Source organism: Methylobrevis pamukkalensis, assembly GCF_001720135.1.
Classification (GTDB): domain Bacteria; phylum Pseudomonadota; class Alphaproteobacteria; order Rhizobiales; family Pleomorphomonadaceae; genus Methylobrevis; species Methylobrevis pamukkalensis.
The window spans coordinates 1-13,302 of sequence record NZ_MCRJ01000017.1; the positions used below are offsets into that span (position 1 = coordinate 1).

Consider the following 13,302-nt stretch of genomic DNA (forward strand, 5'->3'; position numbering starts at 1 on the left):
GGCGGTATCGTTTCAGTTCCTCGGAGGGCAAATTCGCGATGCCGCGCACGCCACCTCGTCTGCAAAGTAGCGCACGGGACTGAAAAACCGGTTAATTGGATCGCTGGGGTTCCTGTTGCCTTCGTCGCCTTTCGCTCAAGAGAACGGCGCCGTGGCCGTTGCAACGAGACCTTTGCAGATCGCCTGCGACAATACGCGGGCTCCGGCCGGTCGCGCCGCGCATTAAGATCGCTGCGTTCTCGGGTGCCTGGGCTGGACGGCCGGCATGCCGACGCGGCAGCCGGTCCTGGCCGGGCCACCTTCAGGGAAAGCAGCACCCATGTCGTTTCCGGAAACCACGTCGCATTTCTTTGAAGATCTCGCGGTCGGCATGCGCGAGACCTATCTCAAGACGGTGCTCGATTCCGACGTGATCGGCTTTGCTCAGATTTCCGGCGACCACAACCCGATCCATCTCTCGGAGCATTTCGCGGCCAAGTCCCGCTTCGGCGGACGCATCGCCCATGGCCTCTACACCGCCAGCCTGATCTCGGCGATCCTCGGCATGCGGCTTCCCGGCCCCGGCGCCATCTACCTGTCGCAGACCCTGAAGTTCCGCGCCCCGGTGCGCATCGGCGACGTGATCGCCGTCAGCGTCGAAGTCGCGGACCTGATCGACAAGGGCGCGCGGGTGCTGCTCGCCTGCGAGGCGCGGGTGGACGCGACCATCGTTCTCGAAGGCGAGGCCACGGTGATGGTGCCGCGCCGCGCCGACCTGCAGCCGGCGATCCTCGCGGCGAGCTGACCGGGGAGGGGCGTCGCCATCCGGCGGATGCCGACAGTGGATATCCGCGAACCTGCCACCTGATCCGGAGTGCCTGCTCCGGATGCCGGACACGGGCCGCTTGACCGGCGCGCGCGCGCGGGCAGGTTCGCGCCGACCTGACATTCTTCCAGACAACGGGCCCCCCAGTGACCGGCTCCCCGCCCGACAGCCTCCCAGACGCGCCGTTCCCGGTCTGCGCCCTCGACGATCTGCCGGATGCCCTGCGCGGCGCGGCGGTGGCGATCGGCAATTTCGACGGCATGCACCGCGGCCATCAGGCGGTGATCGACGAGGCGCTGCGCGCGGCCGCCGACCTCGGCGTCCCGGCGCTGATGCTGACCTTCGAGCCGCACCCGCGCACCCTGTTCCGGCCCGACGCGCCGGTGTTCCGCCTGACGCCGCCGGCGGCCAAGGCCCGCATCGCCGCGGCACTCGGTCTCGGCGGCCTCGTCGTCGTTCCCTTCACGGCCGATTTTGCCGCGCGCAGCGCCGGCGACTTCATCGACCGGATCGTCGTCGACGCGCTCGGCGCCCGCCACGCGGTGATCGGCTGGAACTTCCGCTTCGGCGCGGCACGCGCCGGCGACGCCGACCTGCTGCGCGCGGCGGGGGCCGCCGGCGGCTTCGGCGTGTCGGTGGTGGGATCGTTCACCGACGAGGGCGGCGAGGTCGTCTCCTCCAGCCGGGTGCGCGCGGCCCTGTCCGCCGGCGACATCTCGGGCGCGGCCGGTCTGCTCGGCTATCGCTGGTTCTTCGAGGGCGATGTCCGCCACGGCGACAAGCGCGGCCGCACCATCGGCTACCCCACCGCCAACGTCCGCCTTCCCGTCGGCGATGGCCTCGCCCACGGCATCTACGCGGTGATGGCCGAGGTCGGCGGCGAACGCCATCCGGGGGTCGCGAGCTACGGCCGGCGACCGACCTTCGACAACGGGGAGCCGCTGTTCGAGACCTTCCTGTTCGACTTTGCCGGCGATCTCTACGGCCGGACGATGCGGGTGACCCCGGTGGCGCGGCTGCGCGGCGAGCGGAAGTTCGACAGCGTGGAGGCGCTCGTCGCGCAGATGGACCGCGACAGCGCCGAGGCGCGGGCCGTGCTGTCGACCATGACGCCGCTCTCCGGCCTCGACGCCGTGCTGCTGTCCGGCTGAGGGCCGGCGAGGTCGTCGCGCGGGTTTCGCTTTATTTCCGCGGCCGCGGACTGTAGAAAGCCGCATGCGCATGCGAGCCCCTGCTGCCATTTTCCGCGGAGCGTCGGCCGGTCGAATTACCGGCCCGGTTCCGCGCGCCTGATGACAGGCGCCGGGGCCGGGAAGGGCGCGGATGCACGTGCGGACCGGTTCCGGTCCGCGCCGCCGCCCGCGCCGCCGTCACCGCAAGAATGCCACGCCCAGATTCGACGAGCCCCCAGATGACCGACGCGACTTCGCCTGCCGAGACCACGGCCCGCGACTATTCCGAGACGCTCTACCTGCCGAAGACCGACTTTCCGATGCGCGCGGGCCTGCCGCAGAAGGAGCCGGAAATCCTCGCCAAGTGGCAGGCGATGAGCCTCTACAAGCGCCTGCGCGCGGCGGCGAAGGGGCGCACGAAATACATCCTCCACGACGGCCCGCCCTATGCCAACGGCAACATCCACATCGGTCACGCACTGAACAAGACGCTGAAGGACATGGTGACCCGTTCCATGCAGATGGCGGGCTACGATTCCAACTACGTGCCGGGCTGGGACTGCCATGGCTGCCGATCGAGTGGAAGATCGAGGAGCAGTACCGCGCCAAGGGCAAGAACAAGGACGAGGTGCCGGTCGTCGAGTTCCGCCGGGAATGCCGCGACTTTGCCACCCACTGGGTCGGCGTCCAGCGCGAGGAGTTCAAGCGCCTCGGCATCGAGGGCGACTGGGACAACCCCTATCTGACGATGAACTTCGAGGCGGAAGCCTTCATCGCCCGGGAACTGATGCAGTTCTCGATGTCCGGCCAGCTCTACCGCGGCTCCAAGCCGGTGATGTGGTCGGTGGTGGAGAAGACCGCGCTCGCCGAGGCCGAGATCGAATATCACGACTACCAGTCGGACATGATCTGGGTGAAGTTCCCGGTGGTCGAGAGCCGCTTCAAGGTGGTGCCGATGGACATCGCCCCGGCCGCGACCGACGAGGCCGCCCCGCCGGTGTCGGTGGTGATCTGGACGACGACGCCCTGGACCATCCCGGGCAACCGCGCGATCAGCTTCTCGCGGCGGATCTCCTATGGGCTCTACGAGGTGACCGAGGAGAACCTGCCGGACGAGAACTGGGTGAGGAAGGGCGACCGCTTCATCCTCGCCGACAATCTTGCCGCCGAGGTGTTCAAGCAGGCGCGGGTGACGACGTTCCAGCGGCTGCGGGATGTCGGGCCGGACGAGCTTGCCGGCATGTCCTGCGCCCACCCCTACCGGGACCTGGGTCTCGGGGGCTATCAGTTCGACGTGCCGCTGCTCGACGGTGACCATGTCACCGACGACACCGGCACCGGCTTCGTCCACACCGCGCCGGGCCACGGCACCGACGACTTCGAGGTCTGGATGGACAAGGCCCGCGACCTGGAATCGCGCGGCATCGACACCGCCATCCCCTTCACGGTCGCCGACGACGGCTTCTACACCAAGGACGCTCCGGGCTTCGACGGCCATCAGGTCATCACCTTCAAGGGCGACAAGGGCACGGCCAACAAGGCCAACATCGAGAAGCTGAAGGAGGCCGGCGCGCTGATCGGCCTCGGCCGGATGAAGCACCAGTATCCCCATAGCTGGCGCTCCAAGAAGCCGATCATCTTCCGCAACACGCCGCAGTGGTTCGTCTACATGGACCGCGACATCGACGGCGCGTCTGCCGACACCCTGCGCACCCGCGCCCTGAAGGCGATCGACGACACGCGCTTCGTGCCGGCGGCCGGCCAGCGCCGGCTGCGCTCGATGATCGAGAACCGGCCGGACTGGGTGCTCTCGCGCCAGCGCGCCTGGGGCGTGCCGATCACCGTGTTCATCCACAGGGACACGGCCGAAATCCTGCGCGACGAGGCGGTCAACGCCCGCATCTTCGAGGCCTTCAAGGTCGAGGGTGCCGACGCCTGGTACAAGGACGGGGCGAAGGCGCGCTTCCTCGAGGGGCTCTACAGCCCCGACGACTACGTCAAGGTCGACGACATCCTCGACGTCTGGTTCGACAGCGGCTCCACCCATGCCTTCGTGCTCGACCGGCGGGAGGATCTCGCGCCGAAGCGCAAGGGCCTCGGCGGCGACGACTACGTGCTCTATCTGGAGGGCTCGGACCAGCATCGCGGCTGGTTCCATTCCTCGCTGCTGGAATCCTGCGGCACCCGCGGCCACGCGCCCTATGACGCGGTGCTGACCCACGGCTTCACCATGGCCGAGGACGGCCGCAAGATGTCGAAGTCGCTCGGCAACCAGGTGTTTCCGCAGGACGTGATCAAGAAGTTCGGCGCCGACATCCTGCGCCTCTGGGTCGCCTCCACCGACTACTGGGAAGACCAGCGGCTCGGCCCGGAAATTCTCCAGACCAACGTCGACGCCTACCGCAAGCTGCGCAACACCCTGCGCTGGATGCTCGGCACCCTCGCCCACGACACCGGCGAGGAGGTGGCCCACGCCGACATGCCGGAGCTGGAGCGGCTGATGCTGCACCGGCTGGCCGAGATCGACGCCGTGGTGCGCGAGGCCTATCCGGCCTTCGACTACAAGCGCGTCTTCTATGCCGTCTTCAACTTCATGACGATCGACCTCTCGGCCTTCTACTTCGCGTCCGCAAGGATGCGCTCTACTGCGACCCGGCCTCCTCGGTCCGCGCCGGGCGTCGCTCTTTGTCGTCGGCAAGCTGTTCGACAGCATCGTCCGCTGGCTGGCGCCGATGCTGCCCTTCACCATGGAAGAGAGCTGGTGGTCGCGCCACGGCGAGGCGGCCGGCTCGGTCCACGAGCAGGTGTTCCCGGACGTGCCGGCCGAATGGCTGGATCCGGCGCTCGCCGAGAAGTGGGAGAAGATCCGCAAGGTCCGCCGCGTGGTCACCGGCGCCCTCGAGGTCGAGCGCCGCGAGAAGCGGATCGGCTCGTCGCTGGAAGCGGCCCCGGTCGTCCATGTCACCGATCCGGAGCTGTTTTCGGCGGTCTCGAGCGACGACTTCGACGACATCTGCATCGTCAGCCAGATCACCGTGACCGACATGGCCGCCCCGGACGGGGCCTTCACCCTCGACGAGGTAGCCGGCGTGGCCGTGGTGCCGGCGAAAGCCGACGGTCGCAAGTGCGCCCGCTCGTGGAAGGTTCTGCCCGAGGTCGGCAGCGATCCGGACTATCCGGACCTGACGTTGCGCGATGCGCAGGCGATGCGCGAGTTCGACGCGGCAAGGGCGGCCTGATGGCAGCCCTGCCGCCATCGTCCGGCCGGTCGCCGCTGCGCCTCGGCCTCGGACTGGCGCTGGCCGGCCTCGTCGCCGACCAGGCGTCCAAGCTGTGGATCCTCGATCACCCGCTGATCGCCACCGGTACGCGGCTGGTGATCACGTCCTTCATGGACTTCGTCCTCGTCTGGAACCAGGGCATCTCCTATGGCCTGTTCCAGCAGGAGGCGGACATCGGCCGCTGGCTGCTGATCGCCGTGTCGCTGGCGGCGATCGCCTTCCTCGGACGCTGGCTGTGGAAAACCCCGTCGATGCTGGCCGCGACCGGCCTCGGCCTGATCCTCGGCGGCGCGGTCGGCAACACCATCGACCGCGTCGTTTACGGCGCGGTGGTCGACTTCGTGCACTGGCATGCCTTCGGCTACAGCTGGTACGTGTTCAACCTCGCCGACGCGTGGATCGTTGCGGGGGTGGCGGCGCTCCTGTATGACTCGGCCTTCGGTGGACATGAGGATGCCGCAAAGGCCGGCTAGTTGGCCTCTCGGCAATTCTTGCGATGACCGGTCGTTGCGGCCGGTCCGGAACGATGACGAGACCGGCCCGTCCTTCCCCCGGGGCGCGCCGTCTGGAAGCGGAAGCTGCGATGACGCGGAAATGGCTCGGGCACTTCGCCCTCTTGGTTGTCGGCTCGATCTCGCTCGGGGCCTGTTCTTCCGTGACCACGTTTACGGACGAGGATGACGGAACGGAATCCGGCAGCGGATCGCTTGGCCGCGGTCTTCTGACGAGCGTCGGCGCGGTTCCCGAGCGACAGGCGTCGATCAACTATCAGCCACGGGCGCCGCTTGTTGTTCCGGCGAGCACGGCCGCCCTGCCTGCGCCGGAAGATCCCGACCAGGTGGCTCAGCTTGCGGACTGGCCGGTTGATCCGGATGTCGAGCGTCAGCGTCGCTTTCGTGAAGCCGCGCGCCGTGATGCAGAGCGTGGCGACAGTGCCGTTGTTCCGGCATCCGACATGGTCAATGTGACGACCGGACGGGAAGGCACCTTCAGGACGCAGCGCGAGAAGAAATTCGACAAGAATCCAGCGACGCCGCTGACGTCGACGGAGCTCAATGCCGGCGCCGCGCTCTATGGCGCCTCTGCCGGCGGCGGTCTCTATGATTCGGCCGGCAATCCGGTGCGTCCGCGCCTCGTTGCCCCGCCGACCGAGTATCTCCGGCCGTCCGACCAGTATCCGGTCGCGATCCCCGAGCCGGAAGACGATCCGAAGAAGAACGGCATCTTCGGGATGTTCTGATCCTCCTTGCCGAGGACCCGGATGCCGGCCACGCCGGTCCTAAGCCGCGGGCCCTGCCTGCGGCTTTGTCGTTTCCAAGCCACGCTTCGCAGCGGCCGCAGCCCGTCCCGCAACGATGGCGCCAGCCGAGCGAATCCGGCACCATCGCCGGCCCAAGCCACCCGACCCGGATCACCATGCCCGTTCGCCAGCTCTCCGAATCGACGATCAACCGCATCGCGGCCGGCGAGGTGGTGGAGCGGCCGGCGAGCGTCGTGAAGGAACTGGTCGAGAACGCCATCGACGCCGGGGCGCGGCGGGTCGAGATCGTCACGGCCGCCGGCGGCAAGACGCTGATCCGGGTCACCGACGACGGGGCCGGCATGACCCGGGCCGATCTCGAACTCGCGGTCGACCGGCACTGCACCTCCAAGCTCTCGGAAGACGATCTCCTCGACATCCGCACCCTCGGCTTTCGCGGCGAGGCGCTGCCGTCGATCGGCTCGGTCGCGACCCTGTCGATCGAGACCCGCCACGCCAGCGAACCGCATGGCTGGGCGCTCACCGTCTCCGGCGGCGAGAAGAGCGAGGTGCGGCCGACGGCGCTTGCGCGCGGGACGCGGATCGAGGTTCGCGACCTGTTCTTTGCAACGCCCGCGCGCCTCAAGTTCCTCAAGACCGACCGCGCCGAGGCCGCGGCGATCACCGACATGATCAAGCGGCTCGCCCTCGCCGCGCCGGAGGTGCGCTTCACCCTGGCCGGCGCCGACCGCGCGACCCTGGACCTGCCCGCCCACGCCGGCGAGGACGCCCGCAGCCGGCGCATCGCCGACGTGATGGGCGCCGACTTCGTGACGAATGCCCTTCCCCTCGACGCGCTGCGCGAGGGCGTGGCGCTTACCGGCCTTGCCGGCCTCGGCACCTATCACAAGGCCAATTCGCTGGCCCAGTTCCTGTTCGTCAACGGCCGGGCGGTGCGCGACAAGGCGCTGCTCGGCGCCGTACGGGCCGGCTATGCCGACGTGATGGCGTCCGACCGCTATCCGGCCGTCGCCCTGTTCCTGTCGCTCGACCCGCACGAGGTGGACGTCAACGTCCACCCGACCAAGGCCGACGTGCGCTTCCGCGATCCCGCCCTCGTGCGGGGGCTTCTGGTCGGCGCGCTGCGGGCCGCCCATGTGGCGGCCGGGCACCGGGCCTCCTCCACCCATGGCGCGGCGACCCTCGAGGCGCTGGCCGCCTCGATGGCGGCGCGGCGCGGGCCGGTATCCCCCGGCTCGGGGGCATGGGGCGCGGCTCGGCCGGCCGCCGCCTTCGACTGGAAGGTCGCCGCCGAGCGGCCTCTCGCAGCGACGGGCGACACGATGGAGTCGCACGGGCAGCCCCCCGTCGCGACGTCCGGCTTTGCCGAACTCGGCGCCCCTCGGCCGACGCCCGGCCGCATCTGGCCGAACCGGCTGCCGGCAGTCTCGCCCGGCCGCTCGGCGCGCCGCGGGCGCAGATCCACGAGACCTACATCGTCGCCCAGACCGCCGACGCCTTGTCATCGTCGACCAGCATGCCGCCCACGAGCGGCTGGTCTACGAGCGGCTGAAGAGCCAGCTCGCCGGCCGCCCGGCCTCGCAGATGCTGCTGATCCCGGAGATCGTCGACCTGCCGGAGGAGGATGCCGGCCGCCTGCTCGACCGGGCCGAGGAGCTTGCCCGGCTCGGCCTCGTCGTCGAGAGCTTCGGGCCGGGCGCCGTGGCGGTGCGCGAGACGCCGGCGCTGCTCGGCCAGGTCGATGCGGCGGCGCTGGTGCGCGATCTTGCCGCCGAGATCGCCGAATGGGACCGGGCGACCGGGCTGGCCGAACGGCTCGACCATGTGGCCGCCACCATGGCCTGCCACGGATCGGTGCGCGCCGGCCGCCGGCTGCGGGTGGAGGAGATGGACGCCCTCCTGCGCGAGATGGAGGCGACCCCGGCGTCGGGCCAGTGCAACCACGGCCGGCCGACCTTCGTGGAACTGAAGCTCGCCGACATCGAGCGGCTGTTCGGCCGGCGCTAGCAGGGCGTCGGGCCATGCCGGCGGAACCATCGACCGGCCCGTTCATTCCTCCTCGACGGGATGCGGGATCGTGCCCGGATCCGTCCGTCATCTCTCGAGGAGGAAGAGCCGTGTCTCTCGAACTGCACGTCGTCGTCGCCAGCACCCGCCCCGGCCGGATCGGGCCGAATGTCGCCCGCTGGTTCCACGAGCATGCGCGGCAGGAAGGCAGCTTCGACGCGCGGCTGATCGATCTTGCCGACTTCGGCCTGCCCATCTACGACGAGCCCCGCCATCCGCGGATGCAGAAATACGAACATGCGCACACGAAGGCCTGGAGCACGAGCGTGGCCGCCGCGGACGCCTTCGTCTTCGTCGCGCCGGAATACAATTTCGGCCCGACCCCGGCTCTGGTCAACGCGATCAACTACCTGTGGGCCGAGTGGCAGCACAAGCCGGCCGCCTTCGTCAGCTACGGCGGCATTTCCGGCGGCATGCGCGCGGTGCAGATGACCAAGCCGCTCCTCACGACCCTCAACGTGATGCCAATCGTCGAGGCGGTGACGATCCCGCTCGTCCACGACTATCTGACGGAGGACGGGTTTGCCGCGCAGAAAATCCATCGCGACAGTGCCGACGTGATGCTGAAGGCGCTCTACCGCTGGGCCGCGGCCCTGAAGCCCATGCGTGCATGACGGGACGCGCGGACCGCTGCCGACGAGCGCGCGACCGGCACGCAACAGGGCTCAGCCCGGAGCCGGCAGGCCATCGCCAGATCGCCACCCGATTCTAGACACGACAAACCCGATAGGATAAATCTGCCTTGTCGGCGGATTTTCAGGGGTGGCTTCCCGCGGTGATTCTGGTCGCCTATCATCCCGCCGATCCGGCACCGCCTGCCGGCCGCCATGTGCGCAATCGGACTCGGGATGGGCTGAATGGCAATCGACTTCGGCATCTATGCCCCCTACGTGTCGCTCGTCCTCATCTTCCTGATGCTCGCCGTCTTTGCCTCCGAGAAATTCCCCCCTGAAGTGGTCGCGATCACCGGTACGGCCGCCGTGCTGGTTCTCGGGCTGATCGACACGCGCGACCTCCTGTCGGTGATGTCGAACAGCGCCCCGGTCACCATCATCGCGATGTTCATGGTGAGCGCGGCCCTGGTGCGAACCGGCGTGCTCGATGCCGTGGTCGACCGGCTGACGTCCCTGACCAAATACGGCACCGGCGTCGTCATCGCCGCCTTCATCTTCTTCGTGATGTTTGCCTCGGCCTTCGTGAACAACACGCCGCTGGTGGTGATGATGATTCCGATCACCATCGCCTTGTCGCAGCGCCTCGGCATGGGGGCCTCCAAGCTGCTGATGCCGCTGTCCTTCACCTCGATCCTGGGCGGAACGGTCACCCTGATCGGCACCTCGACCAACATTCTCGTCGACGGCGTCGCGCGCCAGAACGGGATGGAGGGGTTCAGCCTGTTCGAGATCACCCCGCTCGGTATCGTCGTCGGCATCACCGGTTGTCTCTATCTGCTGCTCGCCGGGCGCTTCCTTCTGCCCGACCGCCAGACCGTGACCGGGCTCACCAGCAGCCGCCACAAGCCGCAGTTTCTGGTCGAGGTGCTGATCGCCCACGATTCGCCGATGATCGGCCAGCATCCGGGCAAGGTGACCCTCTTTGCCGGCACGGACCGCCGGGTGGTCGACGTCGTCCGTGGCGACGCCTCGCTGCGTCGCGACATGGCCGGGGTGGAGCTCATGGCCGGCGACATCGTCGTGCTGAAGTCATCCGTGTCCGACGTGCTGTCGATCCGCGAGAAGGCCGGCGTCGACATCCACCAGCCGGAAGCCGTGGAGCCGGTCGGCGCCCGCGCCACCGTGGTGGTCGAGGCGCTGCTCGGCCCCGGCGCGCGCCTGCTCGGGCGCACGCTGCGCGAGGCGCGCCTGCGCCGCCGCTACGGTGTCTATCCGATGGCCCTGCACCGCCATGGCAGCAACATCGCCGAGCGGCTGGAGGACGTGCGCCTGCAGGTCGGCGATTCGCTGCTGATCGAGGGTGCGCCCGAGGATCTGCGCCGTCTTGCCGACGATCTCGGCCTCGTCAATCTCAACGAGACCCGCGAGCGCGGCCTGCGCCGCTCCAAAGCGCCGCTCGCCGCCCTGGCGCTGTTCGCCGTCATCCTCGGCTCGTCCTTCGGCGTCATGCCGGTGGTGGGTCTTGCCTGGATCGCGGTGGCCTTCGTATTGGTCACGGGCTGCATCGACGCCGACGAGGCCTTCCAGGCGGTCGACTGGCGGATCATCGTGCTGATCCTGATGATGCTGGCCTTCGGCAAGTCGCTGGAAAACACCCATGCGGTCGATCTCGTCGTCGACACGGTCAAGCCGTGGTTCGCGACCCTGCCGCCGCTGGCCGTGCTGGCGCTGTTCTACGCGATGACGCTGTTCCTGACCGAACTCGTCACCAACAACGCCGTCGCCGTCATCATCACGCCGATCGGCATCGTGCTTGCCCAGCAGCTCGGCTACGATCCGCGGCCCTTCGTGGTGGCGGTGATGTTCGCCGCCAGCGCCTGTTTCGCGACCCCGATCGGTTACCAGACCAACACGCTGGTCTATTCGGCCGGTGGCTACAAGTTCATGGATTTCGTGAAGGTCGGCCTGCCGCTCAACCTGCTGATCGGCGTCGTCACCGTGCTGGTCATCCCGCTGATCTGGCCGCTGCAGCCGGCCCCGTAAGGTCCGGCGGCAAGAGCGGCCGCGTCACGCGAGGCGGAGGAACAGCACCTGCGTCTCGCCGTAGTCGCGCCGCTCCAGCGGCGTGAAGGCGGCCGGCAGGGCAACCTCGGCCTTGGCGCTCTCCTCGACCACCGCAAGCGCGCCGGGCGCAAGCCAGCCGCCGGCGGCAAGGCTTTCGAGCGCCGTGCCGGCTAGGCCCTTGCCATAGGGCGGGTCGAGAAAGGCGAGCGTGTAGGCTTCGGCCGGGCCGACCGAGCCCATGCGCGTGGCGTCGCGGCGGAAGATCCGCGTGGTGCCCGTCAGGCCGAGCGCTTCCTGGTTGCTGCGGATCAGCCCGCGCGCCTCGGCCGCGTCCTCGACGAACAGGCAGCTCTTCGCGCCCCGGCTCATCGCCTCGAAGCCGAGCGCGCCCGTGCCGGCGAAGAGATCCATCACCCGGGCGTCCGTGACCGGGTCGTCGTAGCCGTGTTCCAGAATGTTGAACAGGCTTTCGCGCAGGCGGTCACTGGTCGGGCGGATCGCCTGGGAGGCGGGCGCGGCAAGGCCATGGCCGCGGAAGCGGCCGGCGACGATGCGCATCAGCCGCCCCGCTTGCCGGAACCGCCCCGGCCCGAACCACCCGGGCCACCCTGACCCGGCCCCCCCTTGGGGGCGGGCTTGCGACGGGGCGTGACCGCGACGGCCTCGCCCTTGGGCGCCCGGGACCCGGCCTTGGTCCTCGTCGGACGGCCCGCGCCTTCGCTCCGACCCTCCTTCAGCGACAGGGACGGCCGCTTGATGGCGGGCTTTTCGCCGGCCGCCTTGCGGCTGCCACCGGCGGGCATCTCGGCCCGCACCTTCTCGGCCTTTGCCATCCGGGCATCCCGCGCGGCGAGCCGATCGGAGCGATCCGCCCCGGCCGCGGCCTGCGGCCGGGCGGCGTCGCCCCTGTCCGGACGGGCCTTGTCGGGCCTGGCCTTGGCGGCCTGATTCCTCGGCGCAGGGTCCTTGCCCGCGCGGGTCCTGTCGTCGAGCCGTGCGCGGCCATCGTCCCTTGCCGGACTTGCCTTGCCGTCCGGTCGTGCCTTGCTGTCCGACGCCGTCCTGGCGGCCGGGGCAGCGCCGCGGGCCTTGCCGAAGGCGCGGTCGAGGTCGGATTCGCGGCGCTGGAGGCGGCGCGGGCGTCGGGTGCCGCCGGCCGGCGGCCCTTGCCGGCGACCGAGAGCGGTCCGGCCCGGCGCTTGGGCGGCGGTTCGGGCAGGGTGAAGTCGGCGCCGGAGGTGGCGGCGAGCCGTTCGCCGAGCTGGTCCTTCAGCACCTTGCGCGGCACTTCCATCACCGCGCCATCGGCAAGGTCGTTGAGCTGGAACGGGCCGAAGGACACGCGGATCAGCCGGTTCACCGACAGGCCGAGATGGCCGAGGATGTTCTTGACCTCGCGGTTCTTGCCTTCGCGCAGGCCGATCGACAGCCAGATGTTGTCGCCCTTCTTGCTGTCGATCGTCGCCTCGATCGCTCCGTAGATCACGCCGTCGACGACGATGCCGTCGGCCAGCGCGTCGAGGGCGGCCTGCTCGACCGTGCCGAAGCAGCGCACCCGGTAGCGGCGCAGCCAGCCCGTCGACGGCAGTTCCAGCGTGCGGGCAAGGCCGCCGTCGTTGGTCAGCAGCAGCAGGCCTTCGGTGTTGATGTCGAGGCGGCCGACGGTGACGACGCGCGGCAGGTCGCCCGGCAGGCGCTCGAACACGGTGGTGCGGCCCTGCGGGTCGCGGGCCGTGGTCACGAGGCCCTTCGGCTTGTGGTAGAGCCAGAGGCGGGTGCGCTCCGGCCCGGCCAGCGGCTCGCCGTCGACGAGGATCGTGTCGGCGGCCGACACGGTCACGGCCGGGGTCTCCAGCACGCGGCCGTTGACGGTCACCCGGCCGGCGGCGATCCAGGCTTCGGCGTCGCGGCGCGAGCAGAGGCCCGCGCGGGCCATCACCTTGGCGATCCGTTCGGGCGGCTTCGGGTCGCCGCTCGCGGCGGGCTCCGGGGAAGTATCTTTTGCGTCGGTCATGGCCGGGGTGATAGCAGGTTCCAC

8 protein-coding genes and 3 pseudogenes are annotated in these 13,302 nt (G+C 69.5%); 9 read left to right on the forward strand and 2 right to left on the reverse strand.

What is annotated here, in order from left to right; genetic code table 11:
• Window positions 1-319 precede the first annotated feature (319 nt).
• The 9 genes and pseudogenes from A6302_RS04515 to A6302_RS04550 all read left to right on the forward strand — a co-directional run bounded on the left by A6302_RS04515 (window position 320) and on the right by A6302_RS04550 (window position 11,243).
• Complete coding sequence (locus A6302_RS04515; protein ID WP_069306049.1) at window positions 320-784, forward strand: MaoC family dehydratase; 465 nt, start codon at window positions 320-322, stop codon at window positions 782-784.
• A gap of 167 nt (window positions 785-951) precedes the next feature.
• Window positions 952-1,956 carry a bifunctional riboflavin kinase/FAD synthetase gene (locus A6302_RS04520; RefSeq protein WP_069306050.1) on the forward strand — a complete coding sequence of 335 codons (1,005 nt, stop codon included), beginning with the start codon at window positions 952-954 and terminating at the stop codon, window positions 1,954-1,956.
• A 395-nt stretch (window positions 1,957-2,351) separates the two neighbouring features.
• A pseudogene (locus tag A6302_RS26025) lies at window positions 2,352-4,279 on the forward strand (isoleucine--tRNA ligase); the annotation flags it as partial.
• 430 nt (window positions 4,280-4,709) lie between these two features.
• Window positions 4,710-5,216: a hypothetical protein gene (locus A6302_RS26030; RefSeq protein ID WP_245293919.1), complete on the forward strand. Its 507-nt coding sequence runs from the start codon at window positions 4,710-4,712 to the stop codon at window positions 5,214-5,216.
• Between the two features lie 59 nt (window positions 5,217-5,275).
• Window positions 5,276-5,731, forward strand: a pseudogene (gene lspA, locus A6302_RS04530) (signal peptidase II); the annotation flags it as partial.
• A 110-nt stretch (window positions 5,732-5,841) separates the two neighbouring features.
• Window positions 5,842-6,498, forward strand: coding sequence for a hypothetical protein (locus tag A6302_RS04535; protein WP_069306052.1), 657 nt, complete (start codon window positions 5,842-5,844; stop codon window positions 6,496-6,498).
• A gap of 176 nt (window positions 6,499-6,674) precedes the next feature.
• Window positions 6,675-8,526, forward strand: a pseudogene (gene mutL, locus A6302_RS22670) (DNA mismatch repair endonuclease MutL).
• A gap of 110 nt (window positions 8,527-8,636) precedes the next feature.
• On the forward strand, window positions 8,637-9,200 hold the full coding sequence (locus A6302_RS04545) for an NADPH-dependent FMN reductase (RefSeq protein WP_069306053.1): 564 nt from the start codon (window positions 8,637-8,639) through the stop codon (window positions 9,198-9,200).
• A gap of 243 nt (window positions 9,201-9,443) precedes the next feature.
• Entirely contained in the window at window positions 9,444-11,243 is a 1,800-nt protein-coding gene (locus A6302_RS04550; RefSeq protein WP_069306054.1) for an SLC13 family permease, read from the forward strand.
• A 24-nt stretch (window positions 11,244-11,267) separates the two neighbouring features.
• Here A6302_RS04550 and rsmD read toward each other — a convergent pair whose 3' ends face one another.
• Window positions 11,268-11,822, reverse strand: coding sequence for a 16S rRNA (guanine(966)-N(2))-methyltransferase RsmD (rsmD, locus tag A6302_RS04555; RefSeq protein WP_069306055.1), 555 nt, complete (start codon window positions 11,820-11,822; stop codon window positions 11,268-11,270).
• A gap of 175 nt (window positions 11,823-11,997) precedes the next feature.
• Window positions 11,998-13,278 (reverse strand): pseudouridine synthase, encoded by a 1,281-nt coding sequence (locus tag A6302_RS21040; RefSeq protein ID WP_083255521.1) that lies wholly within the window; start codon window positions 13,276-13,278, stop codon window positions 11,998-12,000.
• Between the last annotated feature and the right edge of the window lie 24 nt (window positions 13,279-13,302).

Bases quoted from the DNA above. Each gene is read 5' to 3' on its own strand.
- rsmD (WP_069306055.1), bottom strand. From the start codon at position 11,822: ATGCGCATCGTCGCCGGCCGCTTCCGCGGCCATGGCCTTGCCGCGCCC.
- A6302_RS04550 (WP_069306054.1), top strand. From the start codon at position 9,444: ATGGCAATCGACTTCGGCATCTATGCCCCCTACGTGTCGCTCGTCCTC.
- A6302_RS04535 (WP_069306052.1), top strand. From the start codon at position 5,842: ATGACGCGGAAATGGCTCGGGCACTTCGCCCTCTTGGTTGTCGGCTCG.
- A6302_RS21040 (WP_083255521.1), bottom strand. From the start codon at position 13,278: ATGACCGACGCAAAAGATACTTCCCCGGAGCCCGCCGCGAGCGGCGAC.
- A6302_RS26030 (WP_245293919.1), top strand. From the start codon at position 4,710: ATGCTGCCCTTCACCATGGAAGAGAGCTGGTGGTCGCGCCACGGCGAG.
- A6302_RS04515 (WP_069306049.1), top strand. From the start codon at position 320: ATGTCGTTTCCGGAAACCACGTCGCATTTCTTTGAAGATCTCGCGGTC.